We start from the raw sequence: 19,394 nt of genomic DNA on the forward strand, positions 1-19,394 counted from the left end.
GGCGGGCTTGTGGTTCGGTATTTGACCCCGAAAAAAGAAAAGGAAGGTAAAACTATCTACATTCAGCAGGAACGTATTTGGCAGCAGCAGTTGATGTACATGCCCAAGTTGTGCCTGTAGCTGCTGTAAATGTTGGAGTCATCAATAAAGGAACTGATATACTATTACCAGCGTTTACTGTAGCTGTTATAGCTCCGGCAGCGCAAGTAATAGCAGTTCTGCCAGATGTAACTTGATTTACGCCAGAACATTTATCAGTAACGTCAGCAGCAAAATTTTCAGCAACTGTTGTTTTTGCTGCGCTCGCAATTACTAAACCCTCAGCTACTCTCGCCCGAACAGTATAATCCTGATAAGCCGGCAAAGCCACGGCTGCCAAAATACCAATAATCGCCACTACGATCATTAATTCAATAAGGGTAAAACCCTGTTGTGTACGTTTCATAAATAACTTCTCCTAAGTTTAAGTAGCCGCACGGGCTAATATCTATTCTGGATGCTTTTTGGTAAACCGCAAGAAATATTTTAGCCCTTTTAACGGTTTTTGCTAATTAATTGCTGTAGCTTATTATTTATGCGGTTTTGCTGACGTTTAAGCTGCTGCCGGCCTAATACTAAAGAATTAGCCAAAAAGCTGAACTGCCATCTTAATTACTCAACACTATACTTATACTGACTAAACAACCGCTGCGCCGCCAGCCAAATATCACCCACAGCCCCATCGCCCACCGGCCGGCCATTAACGCTGAGTACCGGCGCAATTTCTTTACTGGAACTGGTAATCCAGATTTCATCGGCAGAGAGTACTTCGTCGTAACTAATCTCGCGCTCCACCACTTTTAAATCCGAATGCTGGCGCAGAATTTCCAGTAATAATAAGCGGGTAACACCCGGCAGCAGCTTATTACTCAGCGGCGGGGTAGCAATTTCGCCGTTTTTTACCACAAATACATTCACTGCCGCGCCTTCAGTCAGGTTGGCGTCGCGATCAAACAGCAGTATTTCCTGCGCTCCCTGCTCAACCCCTTGCTGATAGTGCAGCACATTGCCCAGTAACGAGGTGGATTTAATATGGCAGCGCTGCCAGCGCAGGTCGTTACCGGTAATAACCGAGTAAGTATGCACTTTGGCTTTATCTGGCACCGGTTCGGCGGCAATGGCGAAGGCATAGGCAAAGGTGGTGGGGCTGATACCGCTGGGAAAAGCATGATTGCGTTTAGTATCAGCACCGCGGCTAACCTGAATATAGACGGCCAGGTTATCACCCAGTGCCGGGCGATTGAGTTCGAGCAGTTTATCGCAAAGCTCGCGCCAGGCTGCTGCCGTCATCCCGTGTTGAATGCTCAGTGCCGCCAAACCCTCATGCAGGCGGCTTATATGCGGGCCAAAGCCAACAAAGCGGCCATGATAAGAGGGGATAACTTCGTAGATACCATCACCAAATAGAAAGCCACGGTCCATTGGTGAGATGCGGGCTTCGTTGGCCGGCAGAAACTGGCCGTTTAAAAATACTGTACTCATAAGGCTCTCGTGTCGGATGTTGGATCTGCTGTTAGTCAGGCGCCAGGCGCCACGTTGTCTGGCTCACCAATATAAGGTTGCACCAGCGCCTGTAATTGCTGAATTAACTGTTCGCCGGCCTGATAGGGCAGGCCATCTTCGGTTAAGGTGCTTTGCCGTGTTACGCCATCGATACAGCCATTAGCGGTTAAAAACTGTAGCAAAGGCAGTAAATTGGCGTTGGCCAGTAAATCGCGGCCCTGCAGCACACTTAGCATGGCAATAATACCCCAGGCTGCCCAGTTTGACACATCGGCTACCACTAATTCGTCGCATTCGGTAATGCTGGGGGTAATATTTAAGCCGGCCAGTGCCGCTTGCACATTGCCCATGCCAATTTCGTTACCGCCATCGCCAATAGCCAGCGTGGGGCAGGGCGCCTGATTCAGCAGCTCATCAAAGCTGGCGCAGCGCGCCGAGATATCTTCACCGCGCATATTCACATAAATACCGGCCGCACTCAGCCCCGGCCGTTCAATCGATAACACCAGTGCCGGCTTGAGTTGCTGCAGTAGTTGCCTGGCCTGCGCTACCCGCCCCTGCAGTTGATTTACTGGTAGCTCGGCACATTGATAATGCTGCGCTAATAACGAGAACAGCGGTTTGCCGCATACCAGATAAGGTTTTAAATTAAGTGCCAGGGCTGCCTGGTACAGCGCAATGGCACCCACCGGGCCGTCGGTTTCAAAGGTATCCAGCACCGGAAAGCCGGTGCCGATTAACAGGGTACTGCCGGCCGGCAGGTTAAACAGCCGCGCCGCGCGCAATATATAGCCGGGGCGTAGCTGTTGCTGTACCTGCTGCATACCTCGCAGGTTACGGGCGGTAAGCAGCAGCTCAATTTGCCTGCTGATGGCGATAAAATCTGCCACTTTACTGGCGGGTGCGGTAGGTTGGGATGGCGTCATAACGGTTCCTGCGTAGCGGCATGCTGCGGGTTGGCTGCTTTGGATGCAGGCGAAAAGCTGGCCCGATAGAGGGCGAGAGCATTATGCACCTGATAACTATCCAGCGGGCTAAATTGCACCAAGCTGCCGGGCGGCGTTTGTGCCAGTCGCCAGCAGTCCAGACTCAGCACAGTGCCTATTTTCGGATAGCCACCGAGGGTTTGACGATCATTGAGCAGCACTATCGGTTGGCCATCGGGTGGAATTTGTACTGCACCCAGACTAATACCCTCAGACAATAAAGCGCGACTACTACAACTAATAGCACTGCCACTGAGTTTATAGCCCATCCGATCACAATTGGTGCTGACCTGATACGGGTTAAGGTAAAAACGGGCGCGCTCAACGGCGCTAAATAAATGGTACTGATAGCCTTCCAGTAAGCGCAGGCTTAGCACTGTGCTGGCGCTGGCTTGCTGTTGCTCTGCCCCGGTAAGCGCTGCTACGCTGGCAAGTGGCGGCAGGCTAAATTGTTGTACTTGTGAACTCGGTGTGGTTAGCGTAGGCAGTGTGGCTTGCCCGGCCAGTGGGATCTGATCGCCAGCTGCCAGTTTGCTGCCATCCTGATGCAGGCCGCCTACGCCTTCCCGCATTACGGTGGCGCTGCTACCAAACTGCAACGCTACTGCAAAACCGCCGCTAACGGCCAGATAAGCGCGCAAGCCCTGCGTCATATAACCCAGCTCCAGTTCATCGCCGGCTTTTAAGCTAATGGCTTGCCAGCAGGCGACGGCTTTACCATTTAGCAGCAGTGGCAGCACGGCTCCGGTAACGGCGACGGTACAGCCGGCAGTCGCCTGCACGATTAAACCGCCAATGCTATGTTCAATAACAGTGCTGTGTAGTGGGTTACCGACTAAGGCATTAGCCCAGGCAAAACTATGGCCATCCAAGGGGCCGCCCTGGGTTAGGCCCAGGGCCGTCATGCCAAAGCGGCCGGCATCCTGTAACAGGCTTAAGGTGCCGGGGCTAATGATTTTCAGGCAGGCGCTGTGGTTTGGCTGAGTCATAAGGCGCCTCCGAGGAGCTGAAACTCCCGCTCACTAACCGGGATAAAGCGCACCTGATCGCCGACCGCGACCGGCATCGCCGGTTGTTGTTGCGGGTTAAACATCCGAATTGGACACAAGCCTAATAAATGCCAGCCACCCGGTGAGGCCGCCGGATACACCGCCGTTTGCCGATCGGCTATGGCGACGGCACCGGCCGGCACTTTGGCTCTTGGGCTGCTAAGGCGCGGCATAGCCAGTTCGGCCGGCAGTTCACCCAAGTAGGCAAAACCCGGCGCAAAACCAATGGCATACACCTGGTAGCTTTGGCGGCTGTGCAGTTGTATTACTTCATCGGGGGTGAGGTTTTTCGCTTTGGCGACGCTAAGCAAATCCGCGCCGCTTTGCGCACTGTACCAAACCGGCAGTTCGACAATTTTGCTGCTTTGCTGCGCCAGTTGGCCAGCAGCAGCGGCTTTCGCCTGTAACACCTGGTTTAGCAAGGGTAGCAAGCTAAGGTGGCTATGGGTTAGCGGATTAAATTGCACTAATACCGAGGCATAAGACGGCAGCAGTTCAGTGAGGTGCTGCCCCAACAGTGGCGTTAGCAGCGAACAGTAATACTGTACGGCAGCGGCCGTAGCCGGGCTGATTTGTTGCGGCTCCAGATACAGGATAAAAGCGTTTTCACCGGCCAGCTCCAGCCGTAGTTGTGGTTGTGTTATGGCCATTGGCGCAGTAACTCCCGGATTTCCGTCAGCTGGGTGATGGCTGGGATATTGTCGCCATGCACGCAGAGGGTGTCGGCAGTCAGTGGCAGCGCCTTACCGCTGTCGGTGGTAACAGTGCCCTGCTCCAGCAGTTGTCGTACCTGCGTCAGCACCTCGGCACCGTGCAGCACCGCGCCGGGTTGGCTGCGTGGTGTCAGTTTGCCGGCGTCGGTATAGCGGCGATCAGCAAAGGCTTCCAGTAATAAGCTTACCCCGGCTGCGGCCGCTTGTTGCTGATAATCGGCGGCATTGGCGGTGGCTAAAATCATCAGCTTCAGGGGTTTATGGTAACTGGCAACCGCTTGCAGTACCGCTTGCCAAACTTCAGCTTTGGCCATCATATCGTTATACAGGGCGCCGTGCGGTTTAATGTAGCTTAGTGTCAGGCCCTGGTTTTGCGCCATGCCATCCAGCGCTGCAACCTGATAGTGAATAAGATTAATGATTTCGCTGGCGGAGCATTGCATACTACGCCGGCCAAAACCCTGTAAGTCCGGGTAAGACGGATGGGCGCCGATAGTAACATGATGGTGTTTGGCCAGCTTAAGGGTGCGCGCCATCACATCAGGATCTCCACCGTGAAAACCGCAAGCAATATTGGCCAGGTCGATATGGGGCATGGCCTGCTCATCTAACCCCATAGTCCAGCTACCGAAGCTTTCACCGAGATCACAGTTGAGTAATAAGCGGGCGGGCATGGGGTTCTCCTTACTGGCGTTTGAGTGCTAAACCCAAAGCAGGCTTCAGGGCAGCAACACAGATTGCTGCTAGTTTGCGCGACTGGCCCCGCCTTGTCCAGAGGTTGGTAGCGCTGTTCTAATAAAAAATTCTTTATGCATTTTATAGCGGAATAAAGTATTCCATGAACTTTGCCTTTGTTGAAAATATCTGAACAGTAAGTAACAAGTTGTGCTTTAATAGGTAGACGCTACGGCAGGAGCTTAGAGGCGGTATGAGCAATGCGCGGTTTGATAGCAGAATAAAAGATTTAAAGCAGGCGTTACTGCCGTTAATGCAACTGGTATGTAAAATTACTGGGCTGGAAACCGCTTTCGTCACCTATATTGACCCTATTTTGGCGCGCCAACAAGTGGCCGTAGTAGTGGGTAATGGTGAAATTGGTGTTGTCGAGGGCAGTGAAATCGACTGGCAAGACTCGATGTGCCGGCTGCTGTTTAATGACGAGCACTGGCAAGACAACGAGATTAAACAGCACTATCCGCTAAGCGCTGGTGCGGCCCTGGGCATGAATACCTTTTTTGCCGTGCCGGTGCAGCATCAGGAGAAAATCATTGGTACTGTGTGTGGTGCCAGTACTCGCGATCAGCATTTAACTTCGGCCCAACACGAACAACTGCAGCTGATTGCCGAAGCCGTATCCTGGACCTTGGCACAATGGCAGCGTTTAGTTAAATTGCAGCAGCGGCTCCAGTTTACCCGCCAGCGTTTACAACTTGCCTATCAGGACCGTGATTCGTTAAAAGCCCTGGCCGAACGTGACCCCTTAACCGGCTTATTAAACCGGCGTGGTTTTGCTGATTTCTGGCAGCGCTGCACCGAAGTCGACACCGATCAAAAGCAGATAGCGGTGATTGCGCTGGACTTTGATAACTTTAAACAGCTGAATGATAACTTTGGTCATCAGGCGGGCGATGAAGCTTTGCAGGCGTTGGGGGCAATTTTACAGCAACATACCCGCGATTATGATTTTGCCGCGCGTTTAGGTGGTGATGAATTTATGCTGGTATTACCCGGCTGCCAGCGTCAGGAAGCGCAAGACGTTGCCAACCGCATTCAGCAAAGTTATCAGGCCAGCCCTTTTGGTGACAAACACGGTATCAGTATTGGTATCGCTGTTACTGGGCAGGGCGCGCATGATGACTTGCTGTTACTGGCCGACAAGGCGCTGTATCAGGCTAAAAACAGCGGTCGCGGTCACATCGTCTGCAGAACGCTGCGCGCCTGATTTATCCACACGTCTCTGACTTATCCACACGTCTCCGGTACCGGTCTGACCAGTTCGGGCTGCTAAAGTACAGCCAGTTTACTATTGTTTAAGTCGGTTACCAACATATGCCCTGGTGCGTGGCTAATACAAAAATCCAGTTTGGCATTTGCAATCGCTACCTGCGGTGTGACACCACAGGCCCAGAATACCGGCACTTCACCGGGTTTAATCGTGACCGCATCGCCATAATCAGGCTGATTGATATCCCGAATACCGATAGCCGCCGGATCGCCAAAATGCACCGGCGCGCCATGTACTTGCGGGAAGCGCGAGCAAATCTGAATAGCGCGGATCGCATCGGCTGGTTTCATTGGTCGCATACTGACCACCATACTGCCGCTAAACACCCCGGCACTCTGACAGGCCAGGTTAGTGCGATACATCGGTACATTGACCCGCTCGGTTATATTGCGAATTTCCAGGCCATCAGCCAGTAATGCTTCTTCAAATGAAAAAGAACAGCCGATTAAAAAGGTCACCAGATCATCGCGCCAGACGGTAGTCAGATCAGTCACTTCATCCACCAGTTCGCCATGGCGAAAAATGCGGTAACGCGGTAAGTCGGTGCGAATATCTAAATCTTGTGCCAGTGCCGGCAGCGCAACAGCACCGGGACGAGCCGCCATACCCAGCAGCGGGCAGGGCTTGGGGTTAAAGTGACAAAACTGCAGGAAGTCGGCGGCATAGGCGGCAGGGATAATCGCCATATTGGCCTGCACAAAACCCGGCGCCAGGCCCGAGGTATTGCTGGCAAATTCACCGCTGCGACACAGCTGGCGGATTTGATAGGGCGACAGAGCAGTAAGATCTTGCATAGCATACCTCTTGGTTCGTCATGATCTGCCACATTTTTATCCACAACACTCCGGTTCAGTGTTAGCTTTGTACCGGAGTGCTGTGGATAAACTGGTCAGACCGGTACCGGAGACGTGTGGATAAGTTAGGCGTGGCCGTAAATTTCTTTGTTGGCGAGCCAGCGTTTAATCAGTTGCAGGCTGGCGGGCCGGTGTTGTTGCCACATTATCGCTGCGAGTTGCCGAGCTTGTGGCAGTAACTCGCTATCGCGGGTTAGGTCAGCAATTTTAAACTGCATTAAACCGGTTTGCCGGGTGCCGAGCAGCTCGCCGGGACCGCGAATTTCCAAATCGCGCTGTGCAATAACAAAGCCGTCGTTACTTTCGCGCAGCACTGACAAGCGTGCCTGTGCTGTGCGCGACAGCGGTGCATGGTATAACAGCACACAATGCGACACGGCGCTACCCCTGCCAACCCGGCCGCGCAGCTGATGCAGCTGCGCCAGGCCCAGCCGCTCAGGGTTTTCGATAATCATCAGGCTGGCGTTGGGTACATCGACACCCACCTCAATCACGGTAGTGGCGACCAATAAATCCAGTTCACCACTGCTAAAGCTTTGCATAATGTGCTGTTTTTCTGCGCTTTTTAAGCGGCCATGCACCAGACCAATTTTTAGTTCCGGCAGCGCTTGCTGTAGCAGGGTGGCTGTATCCTCCGCCGCCTGACATTGTAGCGCTTCCGACTCTTCAATTAAGGTACAAACCCAATATGCTTGCCGTTGTTGTTCGGTAACCACCTGTTTTACCCGCGCAATCACCTCGTCGCGGCGGCTATCCGGAATGGCGACGGTAGTCACCGGCGTACGGCCCGGTGGCAATTCATCAATCACCGAGGTGTCCAGATCCGCATAGGCCGTCATCGCCAGAGTGCGCGGAATAGGCGTTGCCGTCATTACCAGCTGATGCGGATAATGGCCGGCAATGCCGCCTTTTTCACGCAGTGCCAGCCGCTGATGCACGCCAAAGCGGTGCTGTTCATCGATAATGACCAGCGCCAGTTGTTTAAATTCAACCTGTTGCTGAAACAGCGCATGGGTCCCCACCACCATTTGAGCGTTGCCATCGCCGATCGCGGCCAGACTCTGTTCGCGCGCCTTACCTTTGCTTTTACCGCCCAACCAGGCTAACTGAATACCCAGCGGTGCAAACCAGCGCTGAAAATTGAGTGCATGCTGTTCGGCCAGCAGCTCGGTGGGTGCCATTAACGCCACCTGATAGCCATTGCCGATAGCGGTTAACGCCGCCAGCGCCGCAACCAGCGTTTTACCCGAACCGACATCGCCCTGCACTAAGCGCAGCATTGGCAGCCGTTTGGCCAGATCAGCTTGAATTTCTGCCACCACCCGCTGTTGGGCGCCGGTGGGCTGAAACGGCAGTTGGTTTAAAAAGTCGTTGAGTAGTTTTGCCGGCGCAGGCAATGCCACTGCCTGCTGTTGCTGACCCTGACTACGCAGCTGATACATACTCAGCTGCTGCGCAATCAGCTCTTCTAAAATCAGCCGTTGCTGCGCCGGGTGCTTGCCTGCTTCTAACAGCGTAAGCTGCGCATCCGGCGGTGGGCGGTGAATATAATGCAGTGCCTCGGCCAGCGACCAGGGCTGGCGCATCAGCTCCGCCGGTAAATATTCGGTTGGCGCATATTGCTTCAGGTAAGTCAGGGCGGCATCGGTGAGATTGCGCCAGGTGGCTTGTTTTAAGCCTTCGGTGGTCGGGTAAATTGGCGTCAGGGTTTCGGCGACTTGCAGCTCTAATGCCTCATCCTGTAATACTTTGTATTCCGGATGCAGCATCTCGAGGCCACGCGGGCCGCGTTTTACCTCGCCAAAACAACGCAACCGGCTGCCTTTTACCACGGCATTTTTTTGTGCCGCCGAAAAATGAAAAAACCGCAGCGTAATGCTGCCGCTGCCATCCTTGACGGTAACCAGCCAGCTGCGTCTTTTGCCAAAATGCACCTCGCTGCTTTGTACTTCACCTTGCACTGTGGCGTGCAACAGCGGCATCAAGTCGGCAATAGGGTACAGGCGGGTGCGATCTTCGTAGCGCAGCGGCAGGTGAAATAAGATGTCCTGAATGCTAAAAATCGCCAGTTTCGCCAGGCGTTCAGCAACCTTGCTGCCAACGCCCTTAATGGCTGAAATAGCGATATTATCAAGACGGGTCTGGCTCAAAACCGGGCCTAAGTAGGTAGAGGCTAGTAGGTAGACGGCACTTCCATCACGCCGTCGATTTCAATTTGTGCACCGCGTGGCAAAGCGCTAACTTGTACCGCAGCCCGCGCCGGATAAGGCTCCTGGTAGTACTGGCTCATAATCTGATTCACCGTGGCGAACTGGCTTAGGTCAGTTAAAAAGATATTTACCTTTACCATATTATTCAGAGTGCCGCCGGCCGCTTCACACACCGCGCTTAAGTTTTTAAACACCTGATGGGTTTGCTCGGCAAAATCTTCTGACACCATTTGCATAGTAGCCGGAACCAAAGGGATCTGGCCGGATAAATACACAGTAGTGCCTATTTTTACCGCCTGGCTGTAGGTACCAATGGCTGCTGGCGCGGCATCAGTACGGATAATCACTTTTGACATGAACGCTTATTTCCTTCTGTAAACTTTTTGCACATCGGGCATAACGCGGATTTTGCGCATCACATTAGCCAGATGTACCCGATCTTTCACCGAGAGGGTGATTTTTATCACATATTCGCCGGTATCGCGATCTTCAGTCGATAAATCCTGAATATTAGAGTCCTGAGTGGCGATCATCGTGGTCAGTTTTGCCAGCACGCCTTGTGTATTCAGAATAAACACCCGGATATCACACAGGAACTGCTTCTCCGTCGTATTATCCCAACGTACCGGGAAGAACCTTGCCGGTTCACGTTCCCAGCCTTTGATATTACGACACTCAGCGCGGTGCACGTTAAGACCTTTGCCCGGTGTGGCGTTGGCGACGATAGGATCGCCGGGTATCGGCCGGCAACACTTGGCAAAGGTGACCAACATACCTTCGGAGCCGACGATAAAGGTATTGCCTTTTGGAATCGCCGGTGCCTTGCTTTGGGGTTCGTTGCTGTCAAACTCACCCAGTAAGCGGCGGGCAATCGCAATTGGTAATTGATTACCCAGGCCAATTTCACTGTACAGTGCATCAAGTGTAGGTTGTTGTAGGTTGGCCAGTACCTGCTCAATCCGCTCCTGGCTGATTTCTTCCAGTTTTACTGTACCTAAGGCCGAGGTCAGCAAGCGCTTACCCAAGCTAACAGCTTCGTTTTGCTGTTGTTTTTTCAGGTAGTTCCGGATACCCAGAATAGCGCGGCTGGTGACCACATAGTTTAACCAGTTGGCATTCGGCTTACCGCCGGGGCTGGTAATAATCTCCACCGTTTGCCCGGTTTCCAGTGGTTTGCTTAGCGAGTAAGGCCGGCGGTCGACCTTAGCGCCAACACATTTATTACCGATATCGGTATGCACCGCATAAGCAAAATCGACTGCGGTGGCGCCAATGGGCAGCTCGACAATGCGGCCTTTCGGCGTGAAGACATAGAGTTCGTCCGGATACAGCTCGGATTTCACATTTTCGACAAATTCCTGGCTGTTACCGGCGCTTTGCTGTAATTCCAGCAGGCTTTGCATCCAGCGCTGGGCGCGGATTTGGGCGGTAGACTCACGCACTTCGCCGTTAACCTTGTACATCCAGTGCGCGGCTATGCCTTTGTCGGCCATTTCGTCCATTTCGCGGGTGCGCATCTGGATTTCTACTGGTATACCATGCGGGCCAATCAACGAAGTATGTAGCGACTGATAGCCGTTTTGCTTTGGAATAGCGATATAGTCTTTAAAGCGGCTTTCAATGGGTTTAAACAGGTTGTGCATTACCCCCAGGGTGCGGTAGCAGTTATCGATACTGTCGACCACGACCCGAAACGCATAGATATCCATTACATCATTGAACATCAGCTCTTTGTTTTTCATTTTGCGGTAGATGCTGTACAGATGTTTTTCGCGGCCACTGACCTCAGCCGGAATACCCGTTTGTTGAATGCGGTTGCGGATATCCTGCTGCACTTTTTCCAGCAGTTCACGGCGGTTACCGCGCGCCTGTTTAACCGCTGAGCTAAGGGCACGGTAACGCATTGGGTATAGCGCCTGAAAACCCCAGTCTTCCAGCTCATTTTTGATATTATGAATACCCAGGCGGTTGGCGATCGGCGCGTATAGTTCTAAGGTTTCTTTGGCAATACGGCGGCGTTTTTCTGGTTTTAACGCCCCTAAGGTGCGCATATTGTGGGTGCGATCGGCCAGTTTAATCAGAATAACCCGGATATCCTGGGTCATCGCCATAAACATTTTTTGCAGGTTGGTAGTTTCAAACTCTTTGATATCTTTAAATTTTACTTTATCGAGTTTGCTAACACCCTGCACCAGTTCTGCCACGGTCGCGCCAAACAAGCGGGTAAGATCTTCTTTGGTAACCGGGGTGTCTTCAATCACATCATGTAGCAGGGCAGCCATCAGTGTTTCGTGGTCGAGTTTCATCTCGGCCAGAATACTGGTGACCGCTACCGGGTGGGTAATGTAGGGCTCACCGCTAGAGCGAAACTGCGGTGCATGTGCATCTCTGGCAACCACATAGGCCTGTTGTACCAGATTAACCTGCTCCGGGGGCAGATACGCACTTATCTGATTTTTCAGACCTTCAAACAGATACACGGGATCTCCAAACGAACACAGCACAAAAAAAGGTTGCGGGTGTCAATCCTGATTACGGCTTTTTACTGAATAGATTAACACAGCGACTATGCTGCTTAAGCTTAGAATATACGTGTAAATTTGGCGAATGCCAACGGCAGAAAGGCCGTTGGCAGTAGTTTGGCAGGCTTTTTTTACTGATCTGAGCCGATAATGGCAGCAACGGCAGCCATTTCAGAGGCTTCTTGCTGTAACTGATCGCGGCGCTCCTGTTGGTCCAGGATGCTCTGAGTAATAAAGCCTTTTTCAATTTCGCGCAGTGCAACCACAGTAGGTTTGTCGTTTTCACGGTCAACCATGGGTTCTTTGCCTTCCACTGACAGCTGACGAGCACGGCGTGCTGCAACCAGAATTAAGTCAAAACGGTTACCAATTTTATCTACAGCATCTTCAACGGTTACGCGAGCCATTCAGCACTCCGGAATAATTCAGTGTTAATACAGGTATTACAAGACCGCATAGTGTACGCTATTTTGCTGCTTTCGCCAACAGTTGTTCCAGCAAAGCCTGCTGCCGGTGAGCCTGGCTACTAAAGCGGTTACGCTGCGCCAGTACGATGCGCTCCAGCTCATTGTAAGCTTGCTCTAACTGGTCATTAATAATCAGATAGTCATATTCGAAGGCATGCGACATTTCGCTTTGGGCCTGCGCCATGCGTTTAGCGATGACTTCGGCGCTATCGGTAGCGCGATGGGTCAGCCGCTGCTGCAGCGCGTCGAGACTGGGCGGCAGAATAAAGATACCAATAGTACCGGCCACCTTGGCGCGGATTTGTTGTGCGCCCTGCCAGTCAATATCAAGAAACACATCGATACCTTGACTCAGTAGCTCGCGAATAGCCTGTGCCGAGGTGCCATAGTAGTTACCGAATACCTCGGCACTTTCTAAAAATTCGCCGTTGGCGATACGCTGCTGAAAATCGGGAATAGTGGTGAAGTGATAATGCACGCCATCCTGCTCGCCTGCTCGTGGCGCACGGGTGGTATGCGACACACTTAAGCGCATATCGCTGTAACGCTTTAGCAGCGCTTGGATCAGCGTCGATTTGCCGGCGCCACTGGGCGCCGAAATAATAAACAGGTTGCCGCTTAATTGCTGCATGCTGTGATCGATCACGGGGAATACCTTGCTTAGCTATACTGGCGCTAAGTTTACTGCCTGCACCAGGCAGGCGCAAACTTAAACACCAGCGTGGCTTAACTTGCGCTGTGCTTACTGGCTTCGAGCTTAGCTTTACGTAACGACAGCCAGATCGAGCCGCCAATAAAACAGGCTACAACGGGTAACGAGATGTAGACCGGAATATGGAATATATCCAGCAACAGCATCTTACAACCGACAAAAATCAGCACCAGCGCCAGGCCATAGTTGAGCAAACTAAAGCGATCGGCAAAGTCGGCCAGCAGGAAGTACATTGCCCGTAAGCCCAGAATGGCGAAGATATTCGAGGTTAACACAATAAAGGGGTCGGTACTGATGGCGAAGATCGCCGGTATCGAGTCGACCGCAAAGATCAGATCGGTAATTTCCACCAAAATCAGCACCAGTAGCAGTGGCGTGCCGTAACGCACCAGTTTGCCGGTTTTTTTATGTGGTTTTATTACGGTAAATTTTTCGCCGTCCAGCTCGTCAGTTAAGCGCAAGTGTTTGCGCAGCCAAAGCAGAGCGGCATTTTTTGACAGATCCGGCGAGGCTTCAGCGAATAACCACATTTTGATACCGCTAAACACCAGAAAGGCCCCGAAAACGTAAAGTATCCAGTCAAAACGCTGGATCAGCCAGACACCGGCAAAGATCATAATGGTGCGCATAATAATGGCACCCAGCACGCCGTAGATGAGCACCCGCTTTTGTAATTCGGCCGGCACCGCAAAATAGCTGAAAATCATTAACCAGACGAAGACATTATCTACCGCCAGCGATTTTTCAATCAGATAGCCGGTAACAAACTCCAGCGTTTTCGCGTTAGCCAGTGCCCGACCTTGTTCTGCATCCAGATAAAACCACAGGCCGGTAGCAAAGGCCATCGACACCGTCACCCAGATCACCGACCAGGTAGCAGCTTCACGTAAACTGACTTTATGCGCCTTGCCGCCGCCGACCAGAAACAGATCAATCGCGAGCATAATCAGCACGATACCAAAAAAAACCAACCAAAGTGTGGGGCTTGCAATAGAGACCATATGGCTACCATTAATCTTGATTATGATTGCAGCAGGTAGTTTAGACGCAAAGACCTGTTGCCGTTAGGCAAAGGTCTTGCTTATTCAGATAGGGTCTGAACCTGGCAGCCGGGCAAAATGCCGTGATTACGACTAACCAGCGAGAAGCTACTCCCCTTTGAGTACAGTTAGTGTAGGGGAGAACCGGGCGGCCAACAAGGGCCGGTTGAAAAGATTTATTTACTGCGGGCTTTGGCTTTAATTGACAAGGTAAGGGTAAAACTCGCCATCACGTCGTCACCATTTTTTTCCGGGCAAGTCACGATTACCGACACCGGGCGATTAACCCGCTCGCCGGTCGCGATAGACTCATCCAGCATCTGGTCAATCACATCGCCATCATGGCTAATAAAATGCACCCGACCTTCCGGACGTTTTAAAAATTTACCTTCCACATCTTTAAAGGCAAAGTTAGCATTTACACCCCGTGCCTTGGCTTTGGTAAATACTAAAAATGCCCCGGCTAAGTCAGCACCAATAGCTAAGGCACCAAAATAGATACTGCCCAGATGGTTTTTGGTGCGCCATTTATGCGGCATTGTTACTTCAACGGTTTTTTCATCCATGCGGATAATTTTGGGCGAGCAAAAGCCAATTAACGGAATATAGCGCCAGGCAAACAGCTTTAAAAACCAATTCGCTTTACGTAACGATACCGCCATAACCACTCCAGTTTTCCGAAAATGCTGCTAGTAAAGCGCTAGCTTAGCACTGGTCAGACCAAGAGGCTAGTGTTGGTTTTAGAGTTGTCTGCGCTACTGTTTTTCAGAAATAGCCCGCTATAGCTCAAGCTAACCTGATCATTTGCTAAAGTATGTCGCTATAACCGGATCAACGGGATTTCGGCTGACTGCGCTTTTAAGTGGGTTGTTCTCGCAACTATGTTGTCACGCAATACCAGAAAGTACTGAATGTCATCAGCGGTAATGCTGGGCAGTTGTTTCAGCTGATTAATATGTAAGTCAGAGGAAAGCTGCTTGAGCACTTTATCAGCTAAGCTAACTAACAGTCTCGACAATAGCTTTTTATCGATGTTACACGTTTCTGCAAAGTCTGCCAGCTGATAGGCGTGTATGGTGTCAGGTTCAAATTCATCGCCCATCGCCATTGCCAGTACATGCTTGAATTGTGGGAACATCGAGACGTTAACTAAATCATAAGCTGGGGTAAAGCGGGCGGTGCTGTCATCGAAATACAGCGACACGTTTTTGCCGTGACTGTCGTAATTGCCGATCATCAAATTGAACAATTGCCAGTGGAGCAGCCATTGTATGCTCTCGACCGGCGAAGACATTTTTCGACAAAACCCAAACAATTTTTCTAAACTTGCGCCATCACGAATATGCTTCACGTCCCGGCCATCGCCAAGGTTACGCTCATATTTATGGTCTCTGGATAAGTTGAGCGCCTGGCAGCCGTCTATCACGTGGCGTCGCAACACTTTGCTATCGTCGCTCACATATTTGCGATCAAAGCGCTTAACGATCAGTGCGGGATGAGGCCCAAAGCGCCTGAATGCCACCTCAGCTGTCGGTAAACCAATAGCAGTTGAAAGCGTCATGCAGAAGAATTCGTTTAATACGAGGTTTGGGCAGTTTTTCTTTTCAAATTCCGGATATGGGTAGAGCACAGGGAGCCGTCGCCAAAACCAAAGTTTCCGGCATTATCGATAAAGACATTTAATTTGTCCTGCACACCTGCCACGCTAAGCCGGGGCTTGTCGTCCCATGTTAGCAAACCAAACTCTTCTTTAATGTTGAGTCTTTCAATTAACTCTGCTTCTTCAATCTGCCTGAAGATGGGTTGCGTTCTATCTATCTGCTCTGCTTGCACAGGCCTAAATACGATGGCACCTGCTAAATCATTACCAATAGCACGTACTTGCGAATAGACATTTTTCTCCGAAACACCTAAGTTTTCAGCCAGCAGCTTTCGCGCTTCACCTTCCGGTAGGGCGTTATCAAGATAGTTGTAGGCAACTTCCGGTGCATGCTGATTGTTAAGTGGTAAATGCGGTGAAATGGCAAATCCCTGTTGTTGCCACTGCGGTGTATAGCTAAGTTTTAATAAATTGGTTGTGCTATCCAACGCCAAGGTACCGATAACATCATCACCATAAGTTACATGCAGTTGGTACGCATCGATTTTCGCCATCATCAAATCCACTTCCTCTCAGCTGAGGAGGAACTCGCTGCTGTCGTCAACTCTTTCGATGTTAGCTTAATTCCCAAGCCGTTTAACACAGAGAAAACTGCGGCTAAAGTGCAATTGGCGTTGCCGTTTTCAATACGTGATAAGGTGTTAATGCCAATGCCGCACAGCGCTGCACAGTCTGCCAATTTAATGCCAAGCTCTGTGCGTTTCGCTTTAATCAGTTGCCCTAATATTTCGGCATTTTCGATAAATACTGAGTTAGGCATGTTTGAAGCTGTTACTTTCTTTGCCATAACAGGAGTCGCTTTTTAATATATTAATCACCACATCCGGTGATTATAGTTGAGCTTTGGGAGATTTCAATTATTATCACCGATAACGGTGAATATATTGAGGCAGAAACAGGTTTTATTGATAAATAGCCGATATTGGTGATTAATTGTAGGGCTGACTTAGATATATAAAAGGTATTGTTTCGATTATTTGCCTCTACATTCCGCAGTCAATGACCAACCTCAATGACGATTTCTGAGGTGATTAGCTGTGTTATTCGCCTGACTTGGTGAGCAGATTGTGTGATGTATTCACTTCAATAAGCAGGAGCATGGCTTATTTTGAGCTGGCAAAAGATATACCAAACCCAACTGAGCAAAGAGCAAGTAAAAGTACAAAACTGGCTGCTGAATGGCGACTTCAGCGACAGCATTAGCCATAACCAATACGGCAAGGTGGCTAAAGTCAGCCCGGCAACCGCCAGCCGGTATTTGGCGCAGGTGCTAGAAATGGGGTACCGGGTTTACTTGCTGCGCGTCGTGTTATCTATATTTGCATATCAAAGCTGCTTTATGATGTGTAATAAATAATCGTTCTTGTGTTCTCTTGGTTAGGTTGATATGTTTATGCATATAATTATATCTCAGTGATATATTAAGGCGTATCGAAATGAGCTATGTAACAGAGCAGATACTACAAAGCCTTCGAGAAGCGCGAATAAGTAAGGGTTTTAGCCAAAGAGAGTTGAGCGCGCGGTCGGGTGTGCCGCAAAGTCATATTTCGAAGATCGAGTCTGGTGGCGTTGATTTAAGAATGTCCAGTTTGATAGCGATTGCCCGCGTACTCGATTTAGAGTTATTTGTCGCACCTAAAAAATCTGTTCCTGCCATTAAGTCGATCATTCGAAGTAGCAAAGGTACTGATAATAACGGCCTTGGTGATGAAACTGAGCCAATGTCGCCCGCATATCAGTTAGATGGAGATGACGATGACTAATAATGTCTCTACGCTCAACGTTTTGCTTTATGGTGAGCCCATTGCAACGATCACTAACGTGGGCAATGACAGAACACTTTTCGCTTTTACAGATTCGTACATTAATAACAAATCGCGGCCTGTGTTGGGGCTGGGGTTTAAAGATTCCCTGGGTGGCTTGCTGACCAACTTCAAACCCACCCAAACCAAGTTAACGCCTTTTTTCTCCAACCTTTTGCCAGAAGAAACCATGCGTAAATACCTGGCAGAACGTGCCGGTGTGAACCCAGCGCGGGAGTTTTTTCTATTGTGGGTGCTAGGGCAGGATTTAGCTGGTGCGGTCACGGTTGAACCCGCCAATGGTGAAGCGCTGCCGCCAGTTATACATCAAGGTATTAAAAATAAAGATAAAATTGAAGCGCCAATGCGTTTTTCATTGGCGGGTGTGCAGTTGAAGTTTTCAGCCGTGCAACAGGCAAACGGCGGTTTAACGATCCCTGTTACGGGTAAAGGTGGCTCTTGGATAGTGAAATTGCCGTCGTCTCGATTTGAAGCTGTGCCTGAAAACGAATATTCGATGATGGAATTGGCCCGAATGTTGGGAATGGATGTACCAGAGACGCAGTTACTTGCCATTGACCAGATTGCCAATATTCCAGAAGGTATTGGTAAATTCGGCAATTTTTTTAAAAATGCACAGGCTTTTGCGATAAAACGCTTTGACCGTGTTGATGGTAAAGCGATACATATTGAAGACTTTGCGCAAGTGTTTGGCGTTTATCCGCAAGATAAATACAAAAACGCCAGTATGCGGAATATTGCTCAGGTTATCGGCATCGAAGGGCAAGACGAGGACATCGCAGAATTTACGCGTAGGTTGGTGTTCAATACGTTAATTGGCAATGCAGATATGCATTTGAAAAATTGGTCTGTGATTTATAAAGACAAGCGTACCGCATCGATTGCGCCTGCTTATGACTTTGTCTCAACCATCCCTTATATCCCTGACGATAGCGCGTCTCTGAAGGTTAGCCGTAGCAAAAAGTTCAGTGATTTTACATTGGATGAATTATCACACCTGGCGGCGAAAGCCATGTTGCCAGAAAAATTAGTATTGGATACTGCCAAGCAAACCGTGGCAGGCTTTCATGAGATATGGGCAAAAGAAAAAGCGCATTTACCGCTTAGCAAATCGATGATTGCTGCAATCGAGACGCACTTAAGCAGCATACCGCTTAGCTAATAAGCCGCAAGCGGGATGATTGTCGCGGAGTAAGTCTTATTATTCACCTCACGATGTGAGTAGATTGTGCAATGTATTCACTTCAATCAGCAGGAGCCTTACCTATGTAGATCTGGCAACAACCAGACTGGCCTTGCCGTTAGCAAAAGGCATCACAAGTCTTTCGTTATGATATTGTCGTATTTTTGCTAATTAATCTCAAAACGCATGCCGCTTAACTTCATCTAAATTCGCCACCATAATCTGCTGCGCCTCCGGGCGCGCTTCTATTTTGGCCAAGTCCAGGTTTAGCGCCTGCACGGCATAAGGCACTAATGCTGAACGCACGGAGAACACACGCTTGCCATGTTGCATATTGTAATCTTCGGCAATAATGGCTTTTTGATAGTCAGTTAGGCGGGAATCCGGCACCAGTACGATATCAATGGTAGTATTCCAGCGTTCATCCTGCTCTTTGGTCATCTCGGCATCGCCTTCAATGCCATTGATGCCGCGAAAGCGGCTTAACACAAAATCACGAAAATCGCGGTTCTTCTCGCAGTACGCGCGCACATGCCAGCGTAGTGGTGTGCATACCAGCGTATGCGGCGCAATAATGCGGCTTTCTTCATCCGGGCTGGTCAGCGATACATAACCCATATCAATCTTT

General features: G+C 50.4%; 22 protein-coding genes. 4 read left to right on the forward strand and 18 right to left on the reverse strand.

Annotated elements, in window-relative coordinates; all coding sequences use genetic code 11:
• Nucleotides 1–52: 52 nt before the first annotated feature.
• The 6 genes from AAY72_RS16480 to AAY72_RS05850 form a co-directional block, all read right to left on the reverse strand.
• A complete protein-coding gene (locus AAY72_RS16480; RefSeq protein ID WP_082628950.1) occupies nt 53–445 on the reverse strand; it encodes a prepilin-type N-terminal cleavage/methylation domain-containing protein in 393 nt (130 codons plus the stop codon).
• Nucleotides 446–651: 206 nt separating this feature from the next.
• A complete protein-coding gene (locus tag AAY72_RS05830; RefSeq protein ID WP_057785992.1) occupies nt 652–1,521 on the reverse strand; it encodes an aminotransferase class IV in 870 nt (289 codons plus the stop codon).
• A 35-nt stretch (nt 1,522–1,556) separates the two neighbouring features.
• Nucleotides 1,557–2,468, reverse strand: coding sequence for a glutamate cyclase domain-containing protein (locus tag AAY72_RS05835; protein WP_057785994.1), 912 nt, complete (start codon nt 2,466–2,468; stop codon nt 1,557–1,559).
• Nucleotides 2,465–3,517 carry a biotin-dependent carboxyltransferase family protein gene (locus tag AAY72_RS05840; protein WP_057785996.1) on the reverse strand — a complete coding sequence of 351 codons (1,053 nt, stop codon included), beginning with the start codon at nt 3,515–3,517 and terminating at the stop codon, nt 2,465–2,467. Before AAY72_RS05840 ends, AAY72_RS05835 begins: the two co-directional genes overlap by 4 nt.
• Complete coding sequence (gene pxpB / locus AAY72_RS05845; RefSeq protein ID WP_057785998.1) at nt 3,514–4,227, reverse strand: 5-oxoprolinase subunit PxpB; 714 nt, start codon at nt 4,225–4,227, stop codon at nt 3,514–3,516. The genes AAY72_RS05840 and pxpB overlap by 4 nt, the downstream gene beginning before the upstream one ends.
• A complete protein-coding gene (locus tag AAY72_RS05850) occupies nt 4,218–4,964 on the reverse strand; it encodes a 5-oxoprolinase subunit PxpA (RefSeq protein WP_057786000.1) in 747 nt (248 codons plus the stop codon). The genes pxpB and AAY72_RS05850 overlap by 10 nt, the downstream gene beginning before the upstream one ends.
• A gap of 254 nt (nt 4,965–5,218) precedes the next feature.
• Here AAY72_RS05850 and AAY72_RS05855 point away from each other — a divergent pair, with 254 nt between their 5' ends.
• The gene (locus AAY72_RS05855) at nt 5,219–6,232 is read left to right on the forward strand and encodes a diguanylate cyclase (protein ID WP_057786002.1); all 1,014 of its coding nucleotides are present in this window, start codon (nt 5,219–5,221) and stop codon (nt 6,230–6,232) included.
• Between the two features lie 62 nt (nt 6,233–6,294).
• Here the strand turns inward: AAY72_RS05855 and AAY72_RS05860 are convergent, their stop codons facing one another.
• From AAY72_RS05860 to AAY72_RS05905, 11 genes are all read right to left on the reverse strand, one after another.
• A complete protein-coding gene (locus tag AAY72_RS05860) occupies nt 6,295–7,089 on the reverse strand; it encodes a putative hydro-lyase (RefSeq protein WP_057786004.1) in 795 nt (264 codons plus the stop codon).
• 125 nt (nt 7,090–7,214) lie between these two features.
• Nucleotides 7,215–9,299, reverse strand: coding sequence for an ATP-dependent DNA helicase RecG (gene recG / locus AAY72_RS05865; protein WP_057786007.1), 2,085 nt, complete (start codon nt 9,297–9,299; stop codon nt 7,215–7,217).
• 23 nt (nt 9,300–9,322) lie between these two features.
• Complete coding sequence (locus AAY72_RS05870) at nt 9,323–9,715, reverse strand: RidA family protein (RefSeq protein WP_008984677.1); 393 nt, start codon at nt 9,713–9,715, stop codon at nt 9,323–9,325.
• A 6-nt stretch (nt 9,716–9,721) separates the two neighbouring features.
• A complete protein-coding gene (gene spoT, locus AAY72_RS05875; protein WP_057786008.1) occupies nt 9,722–11,839 on the reverse strand; it encodes a bifunctional GTP diphosphokinase/guanosine-3',5'-bis pyrophosphate 3'-pyrophosphohydrolase in 2,118 nt (705 codons plus the stop codon).
• A 173-nt stretch (nt 11,840–12,012) separates the two neighbouring features.
• Nucleotides 12,013–12,288 (reverse strand): DNA-directed RNA polymerase subunit omega, encoded by a 276-nt coding sequence (rpoZ, locus tag AAY72_RS05880; RefSeq protein WP_008606791.1) that lies wholly within the window; start codon nt 12,286–12,288, stop codon nt 12,013–12,015.
• Between the two features lie 58 nt (nt 12,289–12,346).
• Complete coding sequence (gene gmk, locus AAY72_RS05885) at nt 12,347–12,979, reverse strand: guanylate kinase (RefSeq protein WP_008950221.1); 633 nt, start codon at nt 12,977–12,979, stop codon at nt 12,347–12,349.
• Between the two features lie 95 nt (nt 12,980–13,074).
• Nucleotides 13,075–14,061: a TerC family protein gene (locus AAY72_RS05890; protein ID WP_057786010.1), complete on the reverse strand. Its 987-nt coding sequence runs from the start codon at nt 14,059–14,061 to the stop codon at nt 13,075–13,077.
• Nucleotides 14,062–14,276: 215 nt separating this feature from the next.
• Nucleotides 14,277–14,762 (reverse strand): PaaI family thioesterase, encoded by a 486-nt coding sequence (locus tag AAY72_RS05895; protein WP_057786012.1) that lies wholly within the window; start codon nt 14,760–14,762, stop codon nt 14,277–14,279.
• 158 nt (nt 14,763–14,920) lie between these two features.
• Nucleotides 14,921–15,730, reverse strand: coding sequence for a HipA domain-containing protein (locus AAY72_RS16900; RefSeq protein WP_231728907.1), 810 nt, complete (start codon nt 15,728–15,730; stop codon nt 14,921–14,923).
• Nucleotides 15,676–16,257, reverse strand: a complete 582-nt coding sequence (locus AAY72_RS16905) for a HipA N-terminal domain-containing protein (RefSeq protein ID WP_231728908.1) — start codon at nt 16,255–16,257, stop codon at nt 15,676–15,678. The genes AAY72_RS16900 and AAY72_RS16905 overlap by 55 nt, the downstream gene beginning before the upstream one ends.
• Nucleotides 16,257–16,547 (reverse strand): helix-turn-helix domain-containing protein, encoded by a 291-nt coding sequence (locus AAY72_RS05905; RefSeq protein ID WP_057786014.1) that lies wholly within the window; start codon nt 16,545–16,547, stop codon nt 16,257–16,259. The genes AAY72_RS16905 and AAY72_RS05905 overlap by 1 nt, the downstream gene beginning before the upstream one ends.
• 321 nt (nt 16,548–16,868) lie before the next feature.
• On the opposite strand from AAY72_RS05905, the gene AAY72_RS05910 reads away from it, so the two are divergent.
• The 3 genes from AAY72_RS05910 (at nt 16,869) to AAY72_RS05920 (ending at nt 18,745) form a co-directional block, all read left to right on the forward strand.
• Nucleotides 16,869–17,117, forward strand: coding sequence for a hypothetical protein (locus tag AAY72_RS05910; protein WP_057786016.1), 249 nt, complete (start codon nt 16,869–16,871; stop codon nt 17,115–17,117).
• 79 nt (nt 17,118–17,196) lie between these two features.
• Complete coding sequence (locus AAY72_RS05915; protein WP_057786018.1) at nt 17,197–17,523, forward strand: helix-turn-helix domain-containing protein; 327 nt, start codon at nt 17,197–17,199, stop codon at nt 17,521–17,523.
• Entirely contained in the window at nt 17,516–18,745 is a 1,230-nt protein-coding gene (locus AAY72_RS05920; protein WP_057786020.1) for a type II toxin-antitoxin system HipA family toxin, read from the forward strand. The genes AAY72_RS05915 and AAY72_RS05920 overlap by 8 nt, the downstream gene beginning before the upstream one ends.
• Nucleotides 18,746–18,943: 198 nt before the next feature.
• Here AAY72_RS05920 and AAY72_RS05925 read toward each other — a convergent pair.
• Nucleotides 18,944–19,394, reverse strand: a 451-nt coding sequence (locus tag AAY72_RS05925; protein WP_156411287.1) for a WYL domain-containing protein, incomplete at its 5' end; no start/stop codon positions are given.

Source organism: Alishewanella sp. WH16-1, from assembly GCF_001441695.1.
Classification (GTDB): Bacteria; Pseudomonadota; Gammaproteobacteria; order Enterobacterales; family Alteromonadaceae; genus Alishewanella; species Alishewanella agri.